General features: G+C 61.4%; 18 protein-coding genes. 9 read left to right on the plus strand and 9 right to left on the minus strand.

Going from position 1 to position 21,725, the window contains the following annotated elements:
* A complete protein-coding gene (locus AC1Q5O_RS17075; RefSeq protein ID WP_492564514.1) occupies positions 1–1,872 on the minus strand; it encodes a sensor histidine kinase in 1,872 nt (623 codons plus the stop codon).
* Positions 1,873–2,104: 232 nt separating this feature from the next.
* Between AC1Q5O_RS17075 and AC1Q5O_RS17080 the strand changes: the two genes are divergently transcribed.
* A complete protein-coding gene (locus tag AC1Q5O_RS17080) occupies positions 2,105–3,430 on the plus strand; it encodes a dicarboxylate/amino acid:cation symporter (RefSeq protein ID WP_223614765.1) in 1,326 nt (441 codons plus the stop codon).
* Between the two features lie 49 nt (positions 3,431–3,479).
* Here the strand turns inward: AC1Q5O_RS17080 and AC1Q5O_RS17085 are convergent, their stop codons facing one another.
* The 7 genes from AC1Q5O_RS17085 to AC1Q5O_RS17115 all read right to left on the minus strand — a co-directional run bounded on the left by AC1Q5O_RS17085 (position 3,480) and on the right by AC1Q5O_RS17115 (position 10,617).
* Entirely contained in the window at positions 3,480–4,841 is a 1,362-nt protein-coding gene (locus AC1Q5O_RS17085) for an FGGY-family carbohydrate kinase (protein ID WP_492564517.1), read from the minus strand.
* A 6-nt stretch (positions 4,842–4,847) separates the two neighbouring features.
* Positions 4,848–5,171, minus strand: coding sequence for an L-rhamnose mutarotase (gene rhaM, locus AC1Q5O_RS17090; protein WP_492564519.1), 324 nt, complete (start codon positions 5,169–5,171; stop codon positions 4,848–4,850).
* Positions 5,168–6,169, minus strand: a complete 1,002-nt coding sequence (locus AC1Q5O_RS17095) for an ABC transporter permease (protein WP_492564521.1) — start codon at positions 6,167–6,169, stop codon at positions 5,168–5,170. The genes rhaM and AC1Q5O_RS17095 overlap by 4 nt, the downstream gene beginning before the upstream one ends.
* Positions 6,166–7,164, minus strand: a complete 999-nt coding sequence (locus AC1Q5O_RS17100) for an ABC transporter permease (RefSeq protein ID WP_492564791.1) — start codon at positions 7,162–7,164, stop codon at positions 6,166–6,168. The genes AC1Q5O_RS17095 and AC1Q5O_RS17100 overlap by 4 nt, the downstream gene beginning before the upstream one ends.
* Positions 7,165–7,175: 11 nt before the next feature.
* Complete coding sequence (locus AC1Q5O_RS17105; protein WP_492564523.1) at positions 7,176–8,696, minus strand: sugar ABC transporter ATP-binding protein; 1,521 nt, start codon at positions 8,694–8,696, stop codon at positions 7,176–7,178.
* A 68-nt stretch (positions 8,697–8,764) separates the two neighbouring features.
* On the minus strand, positions 8,765–9,760 hold the full coding sequence (gene rhaS / locus AC1Q5O_RS17110; protein WP_223614770.1) for a rhamnose ABC transporter substrate-binding protein: 996 nt from the start codon (positions 9,758–9,760) through the stop codon (positions 8,765–8,767).
* A gap of 44 nt (positions 9,761–9,804) precedes the next feature.
* Positions 9,805–10,617, minus strand: a complete 813-nt coding sequence (locus tag AC1Q5O_RS17115) for a DeoR/GlpR family DNA-binding transcription regulator (RefSeq protein WP_223614771.1) — start codon at positions 10,615–10,617, stop codon at positions 9,805–9,807.
* A gap of 214 nt (positions 10,618–10,831) precedes the next feature.
* Here AC1Q5O_RS17115 and AC1Q5O_RS17120 point away from each other — a divergent pair, with 214 nt between their 5' ends.
* The 7 genes from AC1Q5O_RS17120 to AC1Q5O_RS17150 all read left to right on the plus strand — a co-directional run bounded on the left by AC1Q5O_RS17120 (position 10,832) and on the right by AC1Q5O_RS17150 (position 19,529).
* Positions 10,832–12,922, plus strand: coding sequence for a bifunctional rhamnulose-1-phosphate aldolase/short-chain dehydrogenase (locus tag AC1Q5O_RS17120; RefSeq protein ID WP_492564526.1), 2,091 nt, complete (start codon positions 10,832–10,834; stop codon positions 12,920–12,922).
* A gap of 22 nt (positions 12,923–12,944) precedes the next feature.
* Positions 12,945–14,237 carry an L-rhamnose catabolism isomerase gene (gene rhaI, locus AC1Q5O_RS17125; RefSeq protein ID WP_492564527.1) on the plus strand — a complete coding sequence of 431 codons (1,293 nt, stop codon included), beginning with the start codon at positions 12,945–12,947 and terminating at the stop codon, positions 14,235–14,237.
* Positions 14,238–14,380: 143 nt separating this feature from the next.
* Positions 14,381–15,910, plus strand: coding sequence for an ABC transporter substrate-binding protein (locus tag AC1Q5O_RS17130; RefSeq protein WP_464664471.1), 1,530 nt, complete (start codon positions 14,381–14,383; stop codon positions 15,908–15,910).
* A gap of 87 nt (positions 15,911–15,997) precedes the next feature.
* Positions 15,998–16,939, plus strand: coding sequence for an ABC transporter permease (locus AC1Q5O_RS17135; protein WP_492564530.1), 942 nt, complete (start codon positions 15,998–16,000; stop codon positions 16,937–16,939).
* Complete coding sequence (locus AC1Q5O_RS17140) at positions 16,939–17,808, plus strand: ABC transporter permease (RefSeq protein ID WP_105733398.1); 870 nt, start codon at positions 16,939–16,941, stop codon at positions 17,806–17,808. The genes AC1Q5O_RS17135 and AC1Q5O_RS17140 overlap by 1 nt, the downstream gene beginning before the upstream one ends.
* Before the next feature lie 2 nt (positions 17,809–17,810).
* Entirely contained in the window at positions 17,811–19,022 is a 1,212-nt protein-coding gene (locus AC1Q5O_RS17145; protein WP_492564533.1) for an amidohydrolase/deacetylase family metallohydrolase, read from the plus strand.
* Positions 19,023–19,031: 9 nt separating this feature from the next.
* A complete protein-coding gene (locus tag AC1Q5O_RS17150) occupies positions 19,032–19,529 on the plus strand; it encodes a RidA family protein (RefSeq protein ID WP_288194274.1) in 498 nt (165 codons plus the stop codon).
* Between the two features lie 2 nt (positions 19,530–19,531).
* Here AC1Q5O_RS17150 and AC1Q5O_RS17155 read toward each other — a convergent pair whose 3' ends face one another.
* Entirely contained in the window at positions 19,532–20,365 is an 834-nt protein-coding gene (locus tag AC1Q5O_RS17155; RefSeq protein ID WP_374042759.1) for an IclR family transcriptional regulator, read from the minus strand.
* Positions 20,366–20,478: 113 nt separating this feature from the next.
* On the opposite strand from AC1Q5O_RS17155, the gene AC1Q5O_RS17160 reads away from it, so the two are divergent.
* On the plus strand, positions 20,479–21,690 hold the full coding sequence (locus AC1Q5O_RS17160) for an aminotransferase class V-fold PLP-dependent enzyme (protein ID WP_492564536.1): 1,212 nt from the start codon (positions 20,479–20,481) through the stop codon (positions 21,688–21,690).
* Positions 21,691–21,725 lie beyond the last annotated feature (35 nt).

A 21,725-nucleotide genomic window follows, 5' to 3' on the forward strand; every position in this document is an offset into this window, starting at 1 on the left:
TCAGGCAACCCTCTTGAGATGGACGGTGAATCGGGTTCCGGCGCTGCTGCTGTCCACTTCGATGCGCCCGCCATACTCGGCGACGATGTCATGGCAGATGACCAGGCCAAGCCCGAGCCCGCGGTCCTTGGAGGTGTTGAAGGGGGTAAACAGCGCCTGCATGATGTCATCGGGAATGCCGGGGCCGTTATCGGCCACGGTCAGCTGCACCTCGTCATCGGCGACGGCATAGCCGACGCTGATCCGGCTGGATGGCCCGCCTTCGGTTGCCTCCAGCGCGTTCTGCATCAGATTGATCAGCACCTGTTCGAGCCGGATGCGGTTGCCATGCACCTTCAGCCCGGCCGGCGGCGTCTCAGTCGTGATCTTGCCCACGGTCTGGCGGAAACGGCTGCCGAGCAGCAGCAGCGCGCCTTCGATGACGTCGCTGACGTCAGCCGGACCGGCATCGCCGGTGCCCTTGCGCGAGAAGGTGCGCAGTTCATCGGTGATGCTGCCGATGCGTTCGGTCAGGCCCGCGATGGCCGACAGGTTTTCCCTGGCCGGTTCGACCTGATTGCGCGACAGAAACGTCCCGGCATTGTCGGCATAGGCGCGGATGGCCGCCACGGGCTGGTTGATCTCATGCGCAACGCCCGCCGTCACCTGCCCGAGAATGGCAAGGCGGTTGGCCTGCACCAGTTCCTGCTGCACGGTCTGCAGCTTGTTTTCGGTTTTCTGCCGCTCCTCCGCCTGCATCACCAGTTCGGCATGCGCGGTGCTCAGCGCTTCGGTGCGTTCCGCCACACGGCGCTCCAGCTCGCGGCGCGCCAGTTCCTGCTCCTGCAGGCGCTGCAGCGCCAGGCCGCGGCGATGCAGGAAGAACGCGGTGAAGCCGAGGACAGGCGCAATGACCGCCAGCGCCGCGAGCTGCGCGGCACGGATGGCCTCGCTCACCGCCGCGCCGGCCGGTGTCAGCAATTGCAGCGTCCAGCTTGTTGTGGGCACGGGAACGCGGACCCGGACATACTCCGCGTCCTGGCTGGAGCCCGGCAATTGGGCGGTTACCCTGTCCGGCGTCGCGGTTGTCAAGGCAGGCGCGACGCTCAAAGGTTCGAGTGGCGCATTACCGAACTGCAGGCTTTCCCGGATCGGGCCGAGCTGTTCGGCCGGGATCGGTGCCTGCGCCATGAACCGCCATTCTGGAAAGCTGGTGATCAGCACGATGCCGCGCGGATCAAGGACATAGGACGGGTCGCTGCTCCGGCGCCAGTCGGCCTCCAGTTCGTCGAACTCGACCTTGACGACAATCACGCCAAGCAGGCCGTTCGGACCGTCGATGCGCCGCGAAATATACAGGCCCGGCCGTTTGCTGATCGTGCCGAGCGCATAGTGCTCGGCGCTGCCATTGGCGAGTGCGCGCAGATAATAGGGGCGGAAACTGTAGTCGACGCCGACAAAGCTGGTCGGTTCCTGCCAGTTGCTGGCCGACAGGGCCTTGCCCTTCGCATCGAGGAGGTAGATGACGGACGCGTGCGTGCCTTCGATCAGGCTTTCCAGCTTGCGGTCGACAAGATGCAGCATGCTTTCGCTGCGGGATGAGAGCGCGCTGATGAGGTCGCGGTCCTGCGAGAGGACGAAGGGCAGGGAGCGTTGCTTCTCCAGCACGGTCCGCAGCAGGACGGCATTGAGTTCCGCCGCGCTTCTGGCCCGGGTTTCCAGCGCGACATAGGCACGGTTGCGGCCGTAATCATTGGCGGCCAGCAGGGCGCCGAGAATGATGAAAACGGCCAGGGCGCCATAGACGATTTTGCCCATGGTGCTGAATCCCCCGGTCCGGGGCAGCATATCGGCATCGTTTGGCAGGGGGCGGTCCATGGCTGATTTGTGCATATATCCGCACGATTGACAATCTGTTTGTGCGAAATTCCGCACGGTTTTATATCCCGCGCCCGAAGGCTAAAAATAATATGCAATAAAATCAATATATTATCAAATAAATCAAGATTGGCACGGTGCTTGCTTATGCCTTACCAGAGAACGCATGCGTTGTTCTCGAGAACAAGAAGGGCCCGGGAGGCTGACAGGGTTTCTGCCAGACGCGGCTCGCACCATGGAGGAAGACATGAGTCCTGTGACCATCAGCGCAGCACCGCAGCCGCGCGTCAAGAAACCTATCTACACCCATCTGTATTTCCAGGTCATCGTTGCCATCACCATCGGCATCGCGCTTGGCCACTATTATCCCGATGTCGGCACCAGCATGAAGCCGCTCGGCGATGCCTTCATCAAGCTGGTGAAGATGATCATTGCTCCGGTCATTTTCCTGACCGTGACGACCGGTATCGCCGGCATGAGCGATCTGCAGAAAGTCGGCCGCGTCGCCGGCAAGGCGATGATCTACTTCCTCACCTTCTCGACACTGGCGCTGATCGTCGGCCTTATCGTTGCGAATGTCGTGCAGCCCGGTGCCGGCATGAACATCAATCCGGCAACGCTTGATCCGGCCTCGGTCGCGACCTACACGCAGCAGGCGCATGAACAGAGCGTCATCGGCTTCCTGCAGAACATCATTCCGACGACCATCGTCGGTGCCTTTGCTTCCGGCGATATTCTTCAGGTGCTGTTCTTCTCGGTTCTGTTCGGTGTATCGCTGGCCATGGTTGGCGAGCGCGCCGCGCCGGTCACCAACTTCCTGCATGTGCTGTCCGCACCGGTGTTCAAGCTGGTCGCCATTCTGATGAAGGCTGCTCCCATCGGTGCCTTCGGTGCCATGGCGTTCACCATCGGCAAGTATGGCATTTCGTCGGTTGCCAACCTGCTGTTCCTCATCGGAACCTTCTACCTGACGTCGATCCTCTTCGTGGTGATCATCCTCGGTGCCGTCGCCCGCTACAACGGCTTCTCGATTTTCGCCCTGATCCGTTACATCAAGGAAGAACTGCTGCTCGTTCTCGGCACCAGCTCATCGGAAGCCGCCCTGCCGACGCTGATGGCGAAAATGGAAAAGGCGGGCTGCAAGAAGTCCGTTGTCGGCCTCGTCATCCCGACCGGCTATTCCTTCAACCTGGACGGCACCAATATCTACATGACATTGGCTGCGCTGTTCATTGCCCAGGCAACCAACACGCCGCTGACCCTGACGGATCAGGTTCTGCTGCTGCTGGTGGCCATGCTCAGCTCCAAGGGCGCTGCCGGTATCACCGGTGCCGGCTTCATCACGCTGGCGGCAACGCTGTCCGTGGTTCCGGCCGTGCCGGTCGCCGGCATGGCGCTGATCCTCGGCATCGACCGCTTCATGTCGGAATGCCGTGCCCTGACCAACCTCGTCGGCAATGCGGTGGCGACAATCGTTGTCGCCCGCTGGGAAGGCGAACTGGACAAGGGGCAGCTTGACCGCGCGCTGCATGGCGGCGTCAGCGAAGACGAAGCCCTAGCCTATGCCGGCTGATAACGGCTAACGACTGAAGGGGATAGGCGGGCTTTTCAGCCCGCCTTTTTCATGCGAGGTGGTCCCGCCATATCGCCGCATATGTGTCGAATGCGGCATCGAGCGGCTGCACGTTTCCGGTCTTTGCCTGCACGGGGATTGTCGCGCCCGCCAGAATCGCCGCGCCAAGGCTGGTTCCGGTTGAACCGGGCAGGGCGGCCACGTCACGCGCCGTCAGGCTGCGCAGGGCAGACAGATACACCGCATTGCGGGCGAAGGGACCTTCGACAATCGTGCTGCCCTCAGCTCCGATCAGCCCGAGGCTGACATGGGTCATCAGCGCGGCATAGAGCGAGGCTGCGGCTGTGTGTTCGGCCGGTGTCCGGGCCTCGCCGTTCGGCCATACAGCCTCCCGGTGCGGAAAGGGGCCCGTCCCCTTGACAAGACTGGGCAGCAGCATGATGTGATCGCGGATGACCCGGTCGAGCGTTGCGGTATCGGGCGCGGCGGCATTGCCGCCGGTCAAAAGATCAAACTCCCGGCCGCCCATGAACCGGGCCGACGGCACCGGCTTGCCATAGGCATCGACATTGGCAAGCGTATCGCGCTCCTGATCGAGCCTGTCCAGCCGCCCGCCCACAGTAAACAGCACCACCCACGTGCCCGTCGAGACGACGGAAAATGGCGAGCTGCGCGTCATCAGATGCGGCAGCAGCGATGCATTGGAATCGTGAATGCCGCAGAAGACCGGCACAGGATTTTTGATGCCCAGCTGATGCTGAAGAGGGGGCAGCAAATCGCCGATGTGATCGAAGGCTGGGCGGATCGGCGGCAGCAACGGGCGCAGGTCCAGCGTGTCGACAAGGCCGGAATAATCACCTTCCCGCGGGTTCCACAGATCCGTATGGCAGCCGAGTGACGTCACTTCATTGACCGCAATGCCGGTCAGCCGCCACACCCAATATTGCGCATAGGTCAGGATGGTTCTGACATCCCGGAACCGTTCGGGAAACAGCGTCTTCTGGTAATGGATTTGCGCGCCGACATTCAGTCCGCCGGCCAGATAGGGCGAGGCGGTCTCGGCAAAGTCCGGCCGCAGGCCCGCATAGGATTGGCGTACCGCTTCGGGATAGCTGTGTTCATAGTCGATGACGGGCATGGCCAGACCTTCGTCGCCGAGCAAGGCTGCCGCTGCGCCATGGGCCGTGACGGATATCGCATCGAAGCCGGGTGTTGCGGCGAGTTCTGTCAGGGAGGCGAGAAAGAAAGTCCAGAGTGCATCCACATTGTAGTGCGGATAGGGTCCTTTCGTGACCACGCGGTTGGGCGTGCTGCGCACGGCAAGTTCTACGCCGCTCGCCGCGTCAACGACAACGACTTTGGCGTTGGTCTTGCCGACGTCGATGACAGCGATATGGCCTGGCTTGGTCATGCCGGCTCAGGCCAGATGGAACAGGCAGACCAGATCGGTCTGCACCGGTGAATTGTCGGGGTTCGTCACCATGATGTCGGCCATGTGCGTCCACCATTTTTTCATGACGGGATGATCGGGAAGATCAGCCATCCCGTGTTCCTTCGGGCGGGTCAGGACACCGAACAGCGTGTGGGTGTCACGATCAAGGTGGATTGAATAGTTCTGCACGCCCGCGCCGTGCAGGAGATCGGCAAGTTCCGGCCAGATGGCATCGTGCCGCCGGCGGTATTCCTCTTCCATGCCCGGATGGAGGGTCATCTTGAACGCATAGGTTTCCCGGGTGCTCATGCGTGTTTCCTGTGCCTGAAGCGGCGGATGATGATCGGCAGGGTGATGGTGATGATCAGCAGCAGGCCGATGAAGATCGACATGACGATACCGGGCACGTTGAGCAGCCCGAGGCCGAACGTCACCAGCCCCATGACAAAGGCGGCGATGACCACGCCGCCGATGGTTCCCGAGCCGCCGAGGATGGAGATGCCGCCGAGAACCACCACGGTGACGATTTCGAGCTCCCAGCCTTGCGCGATGGACGGCCGTGTCGAGCCGAGGCGTGACGTGAGACAGACCGCGGCGATGCCCGACATCAGCCCTGTCATCAGGAACAGCGTGAACTTGATGCGCTCGACGCGGATGCCCGAAAAACGCGCGGCAAACTCGTTGTTGCCGATGGCATAGACGCGCCGGCCGAAATTGGTCGCATGCAGGAGAATGGCAAAGAGAATGGCCAGGACGGCGAACAGGGCGAATTCAAACGAAATGACCCAGAAGACATAGCCCTGGCCGAAATAGGCGAAGGAGGCGGGATAGCCGCCATAGGCCTTGTCGCCGAGGACGATATAGGCGATGCCGCGAAACAGGCTCATCGTGCCGATGGTCACGACAATTGACGGCAGGCGCAGCCCGGCGACGAGAATGCCGTTGATCACGCCGCAGCCGATGCCGACCCCAAGGCCGATGGCAACAAGGCCCGGCGTGCCCACGCCCATCTGGGCCGCGGCGCCCATGGCCGTCGAGGCAAGCGCAATGATCGCCGCGACGGACAGGTCGATTTCACCGGCGATGATCAGGAGCGCCATGGCGAAGGCCACCATTGCCTTCTCGGTGAAGTTGAACGTGGCGTCGGACAGGTTCCATGCATTGAGGAAGTAGGGCGATGCAAAGGAGTTGGCGATGAAGATCAGGATCGCGACAACCAGCAGCAGCGCTTCCCAGCTGGCAAACAGCCGCGTTGCGGAGGTGCCGAGCCGGTCCGGGATATGACGTTTTTCGCTGACCACACTCATGCGATGCCCTCGATTGTTTCCGATGCCCCACGGTCACGCAGGATGATGCGGCCGCGCCGCCGTTCCTGCCGCGCATTGAAGATCACGGCGGCGATGATCACGCCGCCCGAAATTGCCATTTGCGAGAACGGCGAAATGTTGATGACCGGCAGGGCATTCTTGATGACGCCGAGAAACAGCGAACCCAGCACCGCTCCGGCCACCGAACCGATGCCGCCAAGGGTCGAAATGCCGCCGATGACGCAGGCGGCGACGCTGTCGAGTTCGAAGCCTGCGGCGATATCCACATAGGCCACCGCATAGCGCGATACCCAGAGGTAGCCGCAGAGCCCGGCGAGCGTGCCCGATATGACAAAGGCGAAAAAGCGCGTGCGCCCGACATCGATACCCGCATAGACCGCTGCCGTCGGGTTGCCGCCGGAGGCGTAGATTGCCCGGCCGAGGAAGGTGCGCGACATCACGATATAGATGACGGCGACGATGACGATGGCCGTCCAGCCGAGCACGGGCAGGCCGAGGAAAAGCTGGCGCGGCGTCTGCAGGAAAGGCTCGGTCATCTGGTGGGCATTGACCCAGCCGCCGCCGGACAGAACGAAGGCCATGCCGCGATAGATGGTAAGCGTGCCGAGCGTGACGACAATCGAGGGAATGCCGAGCTTCCACACGAACAGGCCGTTGATGGCCCCGAGGATCGCGCCGATGCCAAGCGCGATGACAACGATCAGTGCCAGCGGCAGGCCGGGATGCGCGGCGTTGAGCATGGCGACGGCCATGCCGGTAAAGGCCACATTGGCCGCAACGGAGAGGTCGATGGACTTTGTCAGGATGACGGTCATCTGCCCGAGGGCCAGAATGATCAGGATCGACGTGTCGTTGAAAATATTCGAGAGGTTCGACGGGCTGGCAAAGCCGGGCGAGCGGGAGGAGAAAACGCCAAGCAGCACGGCGATGATCACCACCAGCAGCATTTCGCGAAATTTGAACAGTTGCTTGATCATCCCGATCCTCACGCGTTGCCCGTTGCGGCGCGAACCAGCGTCTCGGCGCTCATGTCAGCGCGCTCGAAGAGACCGGCGGACAGGCCTTCGCGCATCACCAGCACGCGGTCCGACATGCCAAGGATTTCCGGCAGTTCCGACGATACCATGATGATGCTGAGGCCTTCGCCGGCAAGTTCGCTGATGAAGGCGTGGACCGCCGCCTTCGAGCCGATGTCGATGCCCTTGGTCGGTTCATCCAGAATGAGGATTTTCGGTTGCGTGGCGAGCCACTTGCCGATGACGACTTTCTGCTGGTTGCCGCCGGAAAGCGTGCCGACCGGCACGGAAAGCGCGGCGGCCCTGAGGTCGAAGCGTTCGGCGTATTTTCGCGCCAGCGCCAGTTCTTCGGCGGCGCGCAGGAAACCCGAAAGGGATGTCCGTCCAAGCGACGGCAATGAAATGTTCTGGTAGATCGGCAGTTGCAGCACGGCACCGTGGCGGCCGCGCTCCTCCGGCACATAGACGATGCCCGCATGGATTGCATCGCCGGGCGAGCGGATGTGGATCTCCTTGCCGTCCAGTTCCAGCCTGCCGCCGGACGGCCGGGTCACGCCGAACAGGGACTGGCAGATTTCCGAGCGGCCGGCGCCGACCAGCCCGTAGATGCCGAGGATTTCACCCTTCCTGAGGGCAAAGGAAATGTCGCGGAATTCGGTGGGATGGCTGTAGTTCTCGACTTTGAGCACCGTTTCGCCGAGCGGGATGTCGACTTTCGGAAAGGCATGCTCGATGGAACGGCCGACCATGAGGCGGACAATATCGTTCTGGCTGATCTCGGCGAGAACCCCGCTGCCCACGGCCTTGCCGTCGCGGAACACGGCATAATTGTCGGCGATCTCGTAGACCTCGTCGAACTTGTGGCTGATGAAGAGAATGGCCTTGCCCTGCGCCTTCAGCCGCTTGACGATCTGGAAGAGGTCGTCCACCTCCTTGCGCGACAGGGCGGCGGTCGGCTCGTCCATGATGACGATACGCGCGTCGACCGACAGCGCGCGGGCAATGGCAACAAGATGGCGCTGGGCGATGGACAGGTCCTTCAGCCGCGTGCGCGGATCGATATTGCTTTCGAGCGAATGGAGGAGGGCCAGCGCCCTGGCGTTGACGCCCTTCCAGTTGACCAGACCCAGCGATGTCTTCGGCGCATGGCCGATGAAAATGTTCTCGGCGACCGAGAGCTCGTCAAACAGCACCGTTTCCTGATGAATGGCGGTCACGCCGTGATCGATGGCATCCTGCGCATTGCCGAAGGTGACGGGCTTGCCGTCGATATGGATCTCGCCTTCGTCGGACTGGTAGATACCGGTCAGAATCTTGACGAGCGTGGATTTGCCTGCACCGTTCTCGCCGATGAGCGCTGTCACCTCGCCGGGAAACAGGGCGATGTTGACGTCATTCAGGGCTTTCACACCCGGAAAGGTCTTGGAGATGGCCCGCATTTCCAGAATGGGGGTTGAAAGGGGTAAGTCAGCGAGGGCTGCGGTCATCATGGGCAATACCGAAGGGTTAAAAAATGCCCGGCAGAAGGCCTGCCGGGCTTTGCGGCGCGATTGCCGGATCAGAAAATCTTGGAGAACTGATCGATGTTCTTCGCGTCATAGACGAAGGGATCAGCCATGGCCGCTTCGCCATTGTCGCCGATCTTGATCTTGCCCATGCGGCCGGCGCTGATGTCGCTGCCGGGTTTGCCGTCGGTATCACCCTTGACGAGGTGATAGGCGATCTGCGTGGCGGAGTAGCCGAGATCGATCGGATTCCAGATGGCAAATTCCTTGGTGGCGCCTGATTTGATGGCGCCGGCCATCTCCGACGGCAGACCGAGGCCGGTCACGTAAACCGTGCCGATCTTCTTGGCATCGGATACCGCCTGGGATGCCGCCAATACGCCCACCGTGGTCGGCGCGACAATGACCTTCACATTCGGCTGCGAGGTCAGGAGGCCCTGCGCTTCGCGGTAGCTCTTGTCGGCGAGGTCATCGCCATAGACTGTCGTGACGAGATTGAGGCCGGGGAAATTCGGCAGCTGCTTTTTCATCTCGGCAATCCAGGTGTTCTGGTTTGTCGATGTGGTCGTGGCCGAGAGGATGGCGAAGTCGCCCTTGCCATCAGGCAGATGGGCAGCGGCAAGCTGCAGGCACATCTTGCCGATCAGCTCGTTCGACGACGGGTTGAGGTGGACGATGCGGCCGTCCTTGGCCACGGCGGAATCCCACGAGATCACCTTGATGCCGCGCGCCATGGCCTTCTTCAGAGCCGGGACGACAGCGTCCGGGTCGTTGGCGGAAATGGCGATGGCATTGACGTTCTGCGCGATCAGCGCATTGATGACCTCGATCTGGCCTTCGGCCGTCGTCGATGTCGGTCCGGTATAGATGACTTCGACGCCGCCCAACTCCTTGGCGGCTTCCTGCGCGCCCTTGTTGGCTGCTTCAAAGAAGCCGTTGCCGAGTGATTTGGCGACGAGACCGATCTTGATCGTTTCCGCCTGTGCATGCGATGCGAGCATGGCAAGGGCCAAGGCCGATCCCAGTGCGAGTTTCTTCAACAGTTTCATTTCATCCTCCCTAGATTGAAATACGCCGCTTCGGCGCCTGGTTTTTATGCGATCGAAGCGGAATCCCTTGATTTGTCCTGAGCTCCCACCTTTGCGACGATGAGCTCGACCCCGGCGTCCTCCACCATCTTCCGGTCGGCATCCGCAATGCCGTCATCGGTGATGATTGTTGCAACCCGCTGCAACGGGCACAGGATCAGGCTCGACCGGCGCTCGAACTTGCTGGAATCCACCAGCAGCACCAGTTCATCCGCCTGATTGATCAGCTTCTGCTCGCCCTGAATGATCAGCGGGTCCGATTCCATCGCGCCGAACGGACCGACCCCGACGGCGCCCATGAACATGCGCTTGCCGTAGAAATTGCGGGTCACGTCATTGTCGAACGGCGAGAGGATCATGCTCTGCTCGCGATAGATCATGCCGCCGGGAATAATGACCGTGCTCTTGGAGTTCTTCACCAGGTGTTCGGCGATGGCGAAGGAATTGGTCATGATCTGCAGGCGGCGCGTGGCGAGATAGTGCACCATCTGGAATGTCGTGGTGCCGCCGTTGAGAATGATGGCGTCGCCCTCGTTGCACAGGCCCACGGCTTCGCGGGCAATCGCCCGCTTCTTGTCGATGTTCTCGGCTTCCGAGACGCGAAATGGCCGGCCGGCAAGCGCGGTCTGCTGCGGCGGGTGAATGGCTTCCGCGCCGCCGCGCACCCGGCGCAGCTTGCCCTGGACATGCATGGAGGCGATGTCACGACGGATCGTTGCTTCCGACGCTTCCGTCAGTTCGGCAATGTCCTGAATGGTGATGAACGGCTTTTCCTGAACGGCACTCAGGATAATTCGTTGGCGCTCACGTTCGTGCATTTTTCCCTCCACTGCTGCGAACATTGCGCAAATAACACGATGCTGTCAATCAACATCAGTCAAAATTATTCATACTGCACTGCACAATTGCAATTTTATGATTGAATTTGATCATTTATGATTGACAGCAAATCACTCCCTGCTTCATAGCTAGAGAAAATTCACATGGCTGCGGCGTGTTGTCAGGCCATCAGATCGTCTTCGGGAGGCAAGCATGGCGAACAAGGTCCAACTTCTGGATAATCGTTGGGATGATCAGAAGGCGGTCGCGCTGGATGAGCCCGGCAAGCTGCTTTACCGCTCCAATCTGCTGGGTGCCGACAAGCGCATCACCAATTACGGCGGCGGCAACACCTCGGCGAAAGTGACGGAAACCGATCCGCTCACCGGTACGCCGGTGGAGGTGCTGTGGGTGAAGGGATCGGGCGGCGATGTCGGCACGATCAAGCTCGACGGTTTCGCCACGCTTTATATGGACAAGCTGGAATCGCTGAAGTCCATCTACAAAGGTGTTGCGGACGAAGACCGCATGGTGGGCTTCCTGCCCCATTGCACCTTCAATCTCAACAGCCGCGCCGCATCGATCGATACGCCCCTGCACGGTTTCGTGCCGTTCAGACATGTGGATCACATGCACCCCGATGCGATCATCGCCATTGCTGCCTCGAAGAACTCACGCGCGCTGACGAAAGAGGTGTTTGGCGACGAAATCGGCTGGTTGCCCTGGCGCCGTCCGGGCTTTCAGCTCGGCCTCGATCTTGGCGCCTATGCGGCGGCGCATCCCAATTCAAAGGGCGTCGTGCTGGAAAGCCATGGCCTGTTCACATGGGCTGATGACGCCAAGGAATGCTACGAGCTGACGCTCGATATCATCAACAGGGCGATTGTCTGGTTCGACGCCAAGACGGCGGGCAAACCCGCATTCGGCGGGGAGGCAACGGCGAGCCTCGACGCATCGGCGCGCCGCGCCATCGCCGCGCGGCTGATGCCGGAAATCCGCGGCAAGATCGGTGTAGCCGAACGCAAGCTCGGCCATTTCGACGATCAGCCGGCGGTGCTGGAATTCGTCAATTCCCGCAACCTGCATCCGCTGGCGGCACTCGGGACCAGCTGCCCCGATCATTTCCTGCGCACGAAAATTCGCCCGCTGGTGCTGGATGTCGATGCGGCCAATCCGGATGCCGCTGTCGAAGCGCTCGACGCGGCGCTGGAAGCCTACCGCACCGACTATGCCCGCTATTACAACGCCTGCAAACATGACAACTCGCCAGCCATGCGCGATCCCAACCCGGTGATCTTCCTCATTCCCGGCGTCGGCATGCTGTCCTTTGCCAAGGACAAGGCAACGGCGCGTATCGCCGGGGAATTCTATGTCAACGCCATCAATGTGATGCGCGGCGCATCGTCCGTTTCGGACTATCAGGGACTGCCGGAACAGGAGGCCTTCGATATCGAATACTGGCTGCTCGAGGAAGCCAAGCTGCAGCGCATGCCGAAACCGAAATCCCTGGCGGGCCGCGTGGCCTTTGTCACCGGCGGTGCCGGCGGCATTGGCCGCGCCACGGCGGAACGGCTGCTCGGGCAGGGCGCCTGTGTCGTCCTTGCGGATATCGATGCGGAGGCCCTGAAGACCGCCCATCAGGATTTTGCCGGGCGGTACAGCGCCGATGCAGTACGCGGCGTGCAGCTCAATGTGACGGATGAGGCTGCCGTGATCGCCAGCTTCGCCGAGGCCTCGATTGAATTCGGTGGCATCGATATTCTTGTTTCCAATGCCGGCATCGCCTCGTCTGCCCCGATAGAGGTGACCGAGCTTGCCATGTGGAACCGCAATATGGACATTCTGGCGACAGGCTATTTCCTCGTGTCGCGCGAAGCCTTCCGCCTGTTCCGGCGCCAGAAGATCGGCGGCAACGTGGTCTTCGTCGCATCGAAGAACGGGCTTGCCGCCTCGCCCAATGCCAGCGCGTACTGTGCCGCCAAGGCTGCGGAAATCCATCTCGCCCGCTGCCTCGCGCTGGAGGGAGCGGAAGCCGGTATCCGCGTCAACACCGTCAATCCCGATGCCGTGCTGCGCGGCTCGAAAATCTGGAACGGCGAATGGCGCGAACAGCGTGCCGCCTCGTCCAACCTGCAGGTCGACGAGCTCGAAGAGCATTACCGCAAGCGGTCGCTGCTCAAGCTCAACGTGCTGCCGGAAGACATCGCCGAGGCGATCTATTTCCTTGCCTCCGATGCGTCCGCCAAATCAACGGGCAATATCATCAATGTTGACGCTGGCAACGTGCAGAGCTTCACGCGATAAAGGCAGTCCGGGGGAGGACAACATGGCTGAACAGCATATTTCCGGCGATCTGATCGCATCCGAGAACGACAAGCGCGGTGCGGCGCACAACAGCGATTTCGAGGCGCTGGGCGCACATCTTGCCCGCCGCAACATCGATATCGAGGCGATCACCGCCAAGGTGGCCGATTTCTTCGTCGCGGTTCCCTCCTGGGGCGTCGGTACCGGCGGTACGCGCTTTGCCCGGTTTCCGGGGCAGGGTGAGCCGCGCGGCATTTTCGACAAGCTCGATGACTGCGCGGTCATCCACCAGCTGAGCCGCGCGACGCCGACCGTCTCGCTGCACATCCCCTGGGACAAGGCGGATCCGAAACAGCTCAAAGCCCATGCGGAGGCGCTCGGCCTCGGCTTCGACGCGATGAATTCCAACACCTTTTCCGATGCGCCGGATCAGGCGCATTCCTACAAATACGGCTCGCTCAGCCATGTGGATGCGGCGACGCGCAAGCAGGCCATCGCGCACAATATCGAGTGCATCGAAATCGGCGACGCCATCGGCTCGAAGGCCCTGACGGTGTGGATCGGCGACGGCTCGAATTTTCCCGGCCAGAGCCATTTTGCCCGGTCGTTCGAGCGCTATCTCGATGCCATGGCGCAGGTTTACAAGGCGCTGCCGGATGGCTGGCGCATTTTCTCCGAACACAAGATGTTCGAGCCGGCCTTCTATTCGACCGTGGTGCAGGACTGGGGCAGCAACTATCTGATCGCCCAGACACTGGGGCCGAAAGCCTTCTGCCTCGTGGATCTCGGCCATCACGCGCCGAACACCAATATCGAGATGATCGTGTCGCGGCTGATCCAGTTCAAGAAACTGGGCGGCTTCCACTTCAACGATTCGAAATATGGCGATGACGATCTGGATGCGGGTTCCATCGATCCGTACCGGCTGTTCCTTGTGTTCAATGAGTTGGTCGATGCGGAAGAGCGCGGCGTCGAGAATTTCCATCCCGCGCACATGATCGATCAGTCGCACAATGTGACCGATCCGATTGAAAGCCTGATCTCGAGTGCCAATGAAATCCGCCGCGCCTATGCGCAGGCCCTGCTGGTCGACCGGGCAGCTCTGGATGGCTATCAGGACGGCAATGATGCGCTGATGGCATCGGATGCGCTGAAGCGCGCCTACCGGACGGATGTCGAGCCGATACTCGCCGAAGCCCGCCGCCGGGCGGGGGGCGCCATCGATCCCATCGCCGCCTACCGGGCCAGCGGCTACCGGCAAAAGGTCGGGAAAATCCGGCCGGCCAGCACGGGCGGCAGCGGCGGCATTATCTGAACGGATTGCCGGCCGGTTGCATGATCAAGGCAGCGCCCCTCGCGCTGCCTTTTCTTTTTTGTTTGACAGCGCCTGATACATTTGGTCTTATTCTACTATAAAACATTATATAACATAATAATAGAATAACAAAGGGAACTGTCATGAAATCACTGAAACTCGCACTCCTGTTGGGTTCGGCGCTGGTTGCCCTCAGCCCTGCGGCCTTTGCCCAGACCAAGGGCGGCGTCATCAATGTCGCGACCATCGGCGAACCGCCGACACTTGACGCCATGGCATCGACGGCCGATCTGGTCGGCATTGTTTCCCAGCACATTTTCGAGACACTCTACACCTTCGATGAAAACTGGAACCCGACCCCGCTGCTGGCGGCAAGCCTGCCGGAGATTTCGGCGGATGGCAAAATCTACACGATCAAGCTGCGCACCGGCGTCAAGTTCCATGACGGCACCGACATGGATTCCGCAGATGTCGTCGCTTCGCTGAAGCGCTGGACCCAGATCGCCTCGCGCGGCAAGCAGGTCGCGCCTCTCATCACATCCATTGACGCGGTGGATGCCTCGACCGTCCGCATCACGCTCAATGCCCCGCATGCACCGCTGCTGTCGCTGCTGGCGTTCAACAATGCCGCGGCGATCATCCTCCCAAGTGAAAAGCAGCAGAACCCGATGACCGACCCGGTCGGCACGGGCCCCTACAAGCTGAAGGAGCGCAAGGCCGACCAGTATATCCAGCTCGTCCGCTTCGACGGCTACAAGTCTCCGGAAGGGCGCGAGAATGGTTATGGCGGCGCCCGCCATCAGTATCTCGACGAAATCCGTTTCGTTCCTGTCCCCGATGCCAATACCCGGGTCGAAGGCGCGATTTCCGGCCAGTTCGACTATGCCGACAGTCTGCCTGTCGAGGCCTATGACCGCCTGAAGGGCCAGAAGGTCACCGAGCCGGTGCTGCTGAAGCCCTTCGGCTGGCCGGTCTTCGTGCTGAACACGGCGCAGGGCCTGACCAAGAACCAGGATATGCGCCTGGCGATCCGTGCTGCACTCAACGTGGAAGACATGCTGGCCGCCGCTTTCGGCAGCAAGGACTTCTATGCGCTCAATGGATCGTTCTATCCGGCATCCTATAGCTGGGCCAGCGATGCGGGCGTCAAGGACGGCTATAATATCGGCGATCCCGAAAAAGCGGCGACGCTTCTGAAGCAAGCCAATTACGACGGCAAGCCGGTGCGCATTCTCACCAGCCGCCAGTATGAGTTCCACTACAAGATGGCACAGGTCGCGGCGGAATATCTGAAGGCCGCCGGGATCAATGTCGATCTGCAGGTGGTCGACTGGGCAACGCTGACCCAGCGCCGCGCCGACCCGGCACTCTGGGATATCTATATCAGCCACAGCCCGTTCCTGCCGGAACCCGCGCTGATCGGCGCCTTGTCGACCAGTGCGCCGGGCAATTGGGATACACCGGCCCGCAAGGTGGCGGTGGATGCCTTCAATGCCGAAACGGACCCGAAGAAGCGTATCGCGCTGTGGGCGGACGTTCAGAAGGTGATCTACGCGGAAGCACCGATCATCAAGATCGGCGATTTCAACGCGCTGTCGGCCAAATCGCCCAAGCTGGAGCACTTTACCCCGGCGCCCTGGCCCTATTTCTGGAACGTGTCGCTCAAGCAGTAATCTGAAGCGTTCGGGCGCGGGTGGCCGCAAGCCGCCTGCCGCCCGTTCCTTCGTATCGTAGCTCCCGCAGCAGGATCCGACCGGCCCATGCTCCGTTACATCTTCCAACGCTTTATCGGCATGATTGTCGTGATGTTTCTGGTGGTGACCATCGTGTTCATCATCGTCCGCGTCACGCCCGGCGATCCGGCAGCCGTCATGCTCGGACCGGAAGCGACCGCTGCCGATATCGCGCAGTTGCGGGCAGCCCTCGGGCTCGACCGCTCCATCCTCGTCCAGTACGTCTATTTCATCGGCCAGTTGCTGCAGGGCGATCTCGGACGGTCGATCTTTCTCGACCAGCCCGTGCTGACGGCATTGGCGCAGCGCGCCGAGCCGACATTTTTCCTCACGGTTTTCTCGATCCTCATCGCCAGTGTCATTGCGATCCCCATCGGGGTTTATGCCGCGTACCGGCGCGGATCGGTCTTCGATCAGGCCGCAACGGCGCTTGCCATGCTGGCCGCCAGCATTCCCAGTTTCTGGCTCGGCCTGATCCTGATGCAGGTGTTTGCCGTCCGCTTCGGTATTTTCCCGGTCTCGGGTTATGGCGGGCCGGACACGACGCTGGGCGAGCGGCTGTATCATCTCGTTTTGCCGGCTTTTGCGCTGGGAATCGTTTCATCGGCGCTGATCATGCGGTTTACCCGCGCTTCGATGCTGGATGTGCTGGGGGATGACTACATCCGCACCGCCCGGGCCAAGGGCGTCGTCGAGCGCAACGTCGTGCTCAAGCACGCCTTCAAGAATGCGCTGATCCCGATCATCACCGTCGTCGGCCTGACCGCCGCCGTGCTGATCTCCGGCGCGGTGGTGACGGAGACGGTGTTCGGCCTGCCCGGTGTCGGCAATCTCGTCGTCTCGGCCGTGCTGCGCCGCGATTACCCGGTCATTCAGGGCGCACTCCTCATCATCGCCGGGCTCTATGTCCTCATCAATTTCGCCATCGACATGCTTTACCTCGTCGTTGATCCAAGGGTGCGCTACTGATGACCGATATCGTTTCACCCGTTCCCGCCAGCGAGCGCAGCAAATTCCTGCGCGTTCTCCTGCGCCGCAAGACCGTCCTGTTCGGCCTGATCGTTCTGGCAATCTTCATCACGCTTGCCATTCTCGCGCCGCTCATTGCCCCCTATGCGCCGAACAAGCTGTCGATCGTCAACCGGCTGAAGCCGCCGAGCGCCCAATGGATATTCGGCACCGATGAATTCGGACGCGACGTGTTTTCCCGCACGATCTATTCCGCCCGGCTGTCTCTGCTCGTTGGTTTTGCCGTGGTGGTGCTCGCCTCGCTCATCGGCGTGACCCTTGGTATTCTCGCCGGTTTCTTCCACAAGCTTGATGCGCCGATCACCCGGCTGATCGATGCGATGATGGCATTCCCCGACATCCTGCTTGCCATTGCGCTGGTTGCGGCGCTCGGTCCGTCGCTGACGACGGTGATCATCGCGCTCAGCATCGTCTACGCGCCGCGGCTGGCTCGCGTGGTGCGGGCCTCGACACTGGTCATCCGCGAACTGCCCTATGTGGAAGCCGCCCATGCGCTTGGCATTTCGACGCCGCATATCCTGACGCGCCACATCCTGCGCAATCTGCTCTCGCCCATCCTCGTCCAGGGAACGTTCCTGTTTGCCCATGCCATGCTGGCGGAAGCCGGCCTGTCCTTCCTCGGTCTCGGCGTCAGCCCCGAGGTGCCGACCTGGGGCACGATGATTGCCGCCGGCCGGCAATATGTCGGTCAGGCCGACTGGATGACCCTGTTTCCTGGTATCGCCATCGTCCTCTCCGTTCTCTCCCTGCAGATGGTTGGCGACGGCTTCCGCGACCTCCTAGACCCCCGCCTCAGAAAGGATCTCTGATCATGCCCGCCCCCTCCGCAACCGACGGCCGTTTGCTGCTGACCAATGTCAAGCCGGTTGCCTTTGGCCCCAATACACCTTCCGGCACCATCGATATCCTGATCGGTGCGGATGGAAAAATCGCCGAATTCGGCCCCTCCCTGAACGTCGCCGGCGATGCCAGGCGCATTGACATGAAGGGCGCCTGGATTTCGCCCGGCTGGACCGACCTGCATGCCCATGTCTGGCATGGCGGAACCGATATCTCGGTTCGCCCGCAAATCTGTGGTGTCGAGCGCGGCGTGACGACCATCGTCGATGCGGGCTCGGCCGGCGAGGCGAATTTCCACGGCCTGCGCGAATACATCATCGAACCGGCAAAGGAGCGCATCAAGGCTTTCCTCAATCTCGGCTCGATTGGTCTTGTCGCCTGCAACCGCGTCAGCGAACTCAGCGATATCCGCTCCATCGATCTCGACCGCACGGTCGCCTGCGTCAACGAGAACCGCGACCACATTGTCGGCCTGAAGGTGCGCGCCAGCCATGTCATCACCGGCTCCTGGGGCGTGACGCCGGTCAAGGTCGGCAAGAAGGTGGCAAAGATTCTGAAACTGCCGATGATGGTGCATGTGGGCGAACCGCCTGCGCTCTATGACGAAGTGCTGGAGATCCTGGGACCGGGCGATATCATCACCCATTGCTTCAACGGCAAGGTCGGCGCCAGCATCATCGAAGACGAGGATCTGTTCGAACTGGCGGAACGCTGCGCCGGTGAAGGTATCCGGCTCGATATCGGCCATGGCGGCGCGTCGTTCTCGTTCCGCGTGGCGGAAGTCGCCATCAGCCGCGGCCTGCTGCCTTTCTCCATCTCGACGGACATCCACCTGCACAGTCTGAACTATTCCGTGTGGGATCTGGGAACGACGATGTCGAAGCTGCTGAGCGTCGGCATGCCGTTCGACAAAGTTGTCGAGGCCGTCACGCTCTCGCCGGCATCGGCCATCGGCCTGCCGACCGACAATCTCCTCGCCGTCGGCAAGCCGGCCGAGTTCACCATCTTTGAACTGGTCGATTCAGATCTCAGCGTCATCGATTCGCTGGGCTATGAAGCGACGCTGCACAAACTGTTCGAACCGCGCATGGTGGTTCTGGGCACCGAAACCATCGCGGCGAGCCGCTATCAACCGGTGAAGCCCGAGCTGGTCAATCACCGCCATACCCATTCATACCGCTAAGGAGCTCGCGTGAATCCTTCATCCAGTCCGGCTGTCGACGCCGGCACATCTCCTTACACCAGGCTGAAGGCGCTGGGCATCGTGCTGCCGCCGGCACCGCGTCCGATTGCCAATTTCGTTACCCACATTCAGGAAGGCAACATGCTGTACCTCTCGGGCCAGGGCCCGCGCGAGGATGACGGCTTCATGCATACGGGCAAGGTGGGCGATAACGTCAGCGTCGAGGACGCCTATGCCCATGCCCGGCTGACCGGTATCAACCTGCTGGCGGTCCTGCATTCCGCCCTGGGCGATCTTGGCCGCGTCAAGCAGGTGGTCAAGTTGCTCGGCATGGTCAATGCCGTGCCTGACTTTGCCGATCATCCGCTTGTTATCAACGGATGCTCCGATCTGCTGATCGACGTGTTCGGCGATGCGGGACAGCATGCCCGCTCGGCCGTGGGCTTCGGCTCACTGCCGGGCAACATCACCGTGGAGATCGAGGCGATCATCGCCTTGAGGGACTAGGATCAGGAATGACTGCGCCAGCCCATCACCGTTTCGATCCGTTCGGCAGATGCCTTGACCTCGGCCGTGTAGCGCTCGGGGTCATCGGCAATCTTCTGCTCGGGCAGAACGATGGAGATGGTGGCAACGCAGGTGCCCTTGTCGTCGCATACGGGCGAGGCAACACAGGCGACGGCGTAGTCGGATTCGCCCGCCTGGATGGAAATGCGCGATTGCAGCGCCTCGGCAGCGGCTTTCGACAGCGCTGCCGGTTCGATGACGGCGCGGCCGGTGGGCGAAGATTTGGCGCAGCGCTTGAACAGATCAAGCCGTTCGGCTTCGGGCAGATGGCCGACAAGCAGGCGGCCGGATGCGGTCCAGTTCAGCGGTACGCGCGTACCGACGCGCGACGTGACATGGAAATGGCCGGGACCATCGGCCATGGCCAGAACCATCATATGATCGCCGTCGCGGCCGCAAACCTGCACCGTTTCACCCGATACGCGGCTGAGATTGTGCATTTCGTGGTTGGCGACGTCGAGAAAATCCAGCGAGCGGGCATAGGCGAGACCGTAGTGGTAAAGCCGTGCACCCAGCCAGACGGAGCCGTCATTGTTGCGGGAAAGAAGGTTCTTCTCGACCAGATCGTCAATGATGACATAGACGGTGGACAGCGGCGCGCCGATGGCTTTGGCAATACCGTAGACACCGGCCGGACTGCCGGTTTCGTAGAGATAGTCCAGGACCTGCAAGGCACGGTCGATGCCGCTGACACGGGAACGGCGGCCCGTCGCTTCCGGTTGTTCGGTTGTCTCAAGACCGGGGGCAGCGCCCATGTCTGATGTCTTTGCGTCCACGTTCAGGCTCCTGGCAGGCTCGATTGATGTTCAAACAGTTTATTACATTATAATGGCATATATGCCTAGAAAATGGAATGTGTTGCAAGCGGCAACATTTCGAGGAGATTAGCATGACAGACTCTCACAACCCCGACGATATTCGCGAAACGCTCGGGTTGCGACCCGTTATCAACGTGTCCGGCACGATGACCTCGCTGGGGGCGTCGATCGTGGTTCCGCAAGCGGTCGCCGCCATGACGGCAATCCTGCCGCAGTTCGTCGAGGTCAACGACCTGCAGAAGAAGGCGAGCCCGGTGATTGCCCGGCTGACGGGCGGCGAGGCCGGCTTTGTCACGGCGTCCTGTTCCGCCGGCATCAGTCTTGCGGTCGCTGCGGCCATGACGGGGAACGATCTTGCCGCCATCGAACGCCTGCCCGACACCACGGGCCTGAAGGATGAGGTGATCATCCAGATGGGCCAAGTGGTCAGCTATGGCGCGCCGGTCGATCAGGGTATCCGGCTCGCCGGTGCCAAGGCCGTTCTGGTCGGTCAGGCGACATCCTGCTACCCCTATCATCTCGATGGGGCAATCAACGAACGCACCGCCGCTGCCGTCTTTGTTGTCTCGCATCACACGGTTCAGTACGGCCTCGTTGCCCTGCAGAAATTTGCCGAAGTCTGCCACGCCCGCGGCGTGCCAGTCATCGTCGATGCGGCGTCCGAATATGATCTGAAGATTTTCCTGGAGCAGGGGGCCGACATCGCGCTCTATTCCGCACACAAGTTTTTGGGCGGTCCGACCGGCGGTATCGTTGCCGGCACCAAGGATTTCGTCCGCAACACCTTCCTGCAGAACATGGGCATCGGCCGCGGCATGAAAGTGGGCAAGGAGAGCATCCTTGGAACCATCGCTGCGCTGGAAGCCTGGGAAAAGCGCGACCATGCGGGTATCCGCGAGCGGGAAACCGGCTATCTCAACCTCTGGCAGCAGACGCTTGCAGGCAAGCCGGGCGTCACGGCAGTCATCGAGCCCGATCCGACACATAACCCGCTCGACCGCCTGCGCGTCACCATCGAACCGCAGGCCGCCCATATCTCCGCCTGGGATCTCGCCGATGCACTGGCACAGGGCGCGCGCCCGGTGATCGTCCGGGACCACGAGGTTGAACACGGTTATTTCTATATGGACCCGTGCAATCTGCATCCGGGAGAAGAAACCATTGTGGCCAGCCGTCTGACGGAAGAGCTCGGCAAGGCGCGCGCGTCCAACGCGATCATCTCGACCCCGGTTGAAAACCGCTACACCCGCCGCATGGCCGGTCTCATGCGCTGGCCCGATTGATCAGCGCATCGCCATCTGCCAACGGAAAGGATTTA

Source organism: Phyllobacterium sp. MT110 (assembly GCF_058792715.1).

Excerpts from the sequence above, each read along its gene's own strand:
- rhaI (WP_492564527.1), top strand. The coding sequence starts at position 12,945 with ATGGCTGAACAGCATATTTCCGGCGATCTGATCGCATCCGAGAACGAC.
- AC1Q5O_RS17115 (WP_223614771.1), bottom strand. The coding sequence starts at position 10,617 with ATGCACGAACGTGAGCGCCAACGAATTATCCTGAGTGCCGTTCAGGAA.
- AC1Q5O_RS17095 (WP_492564521.1), bottom strand. The coding sequence starts at position 6,169 with ATGAGTGTGGTCAGCGAAAAACGTCATATCCCGGACCGGCTCGGCACC.
- AC1Q5O_RS17105 (WP_492564523.1), bottom strand. The coding sequence starts at position 8,696 with ATGATGACCGCAGCCCTCGCTGACTTACCCCTTTCAACCCCCATTCTG.
- rhaM (WP_492564519.1), bottom strand. The coding sequence starts at position 5,171 with ATGAGCACCCGGGAAACCTATGCGTTCAAGATGACCCTCCATCCGGGC.
- AC1Q5O_RS17140 (WP_105733398.1), top strand. The coding sequence starts at position 16,939 with ATGACCGATATCGTTTCACCCGTTCCCGCCAGCGAGCGCAGCAAATTC.
- rhaS (WP_223614770.1), bottom strand. The coding sequence starts at position 9,760 with ATGAAACTGTTGAAGAAACTCGCACTGGGATCGGCCTTGGCCCTTGCC.
- AC1Q5O_RS17075 (WP_492564514.1), bottom strand. The coding sequence starts at position 1,872 with ATGCACAAATCAGCCATGGACCGCCCCCTGCCAAACGATGCCGATATG.
- AC1Q5O_RS17160 (WP_492564536.1), top strand. The coding sequence starts at position 20,479 with ATGACAGACTCTCACAACCCCGACGATATTCGCGAAACGCTCGGGTTG.
- AC1Q5O_RS17135 (WP_492564530.1), top strand. The coding sequence starts at position 15,998 with ATGCTCCGTTACATCTTCCAACGCTTTATCGGCATGATTGTCGTGATG.
- AC1Q5O_RS17145 (WP_492564533.1), top strand. The coding sequence starts at position 17,811 with ATGCCCGCCCCCTCCGCAACCGACGGCCGTTTGCTGCTGACCAATGTC.
- AC1Q5O_RS17130 (WP_464664471.1), top strand. The coding sequence starts at position 14,381 with ATGAAATCACTGAAACTCGCACTCCTGTTGGGTTCGGCGCTGGTTGCC.
- AC1Q5O_RS17085 (WP_492564517.1), bottom strand. The coding sequence starts at position 4,841 with ATGACCAAGCCAGGCCATATCGCTGTCATCGACGTCGGCAAGACCAAC.
- AC1Q5O_RS17120 (WP_492564526.1), top strand. The coding sequence starts at position 10,832 with ATGGCGAACAAGGTCCAACTTCTGGATAATCGTTGGGATGATCAGAAG.
- AC1Q5O_RS17080 (WP_223614765.1), top strand. The coding sequence starts at position 2,105 with ATGAGTCCTGTGACCATCAGCGCAGCACCGCAGCCGCGCGTCAAGAAA.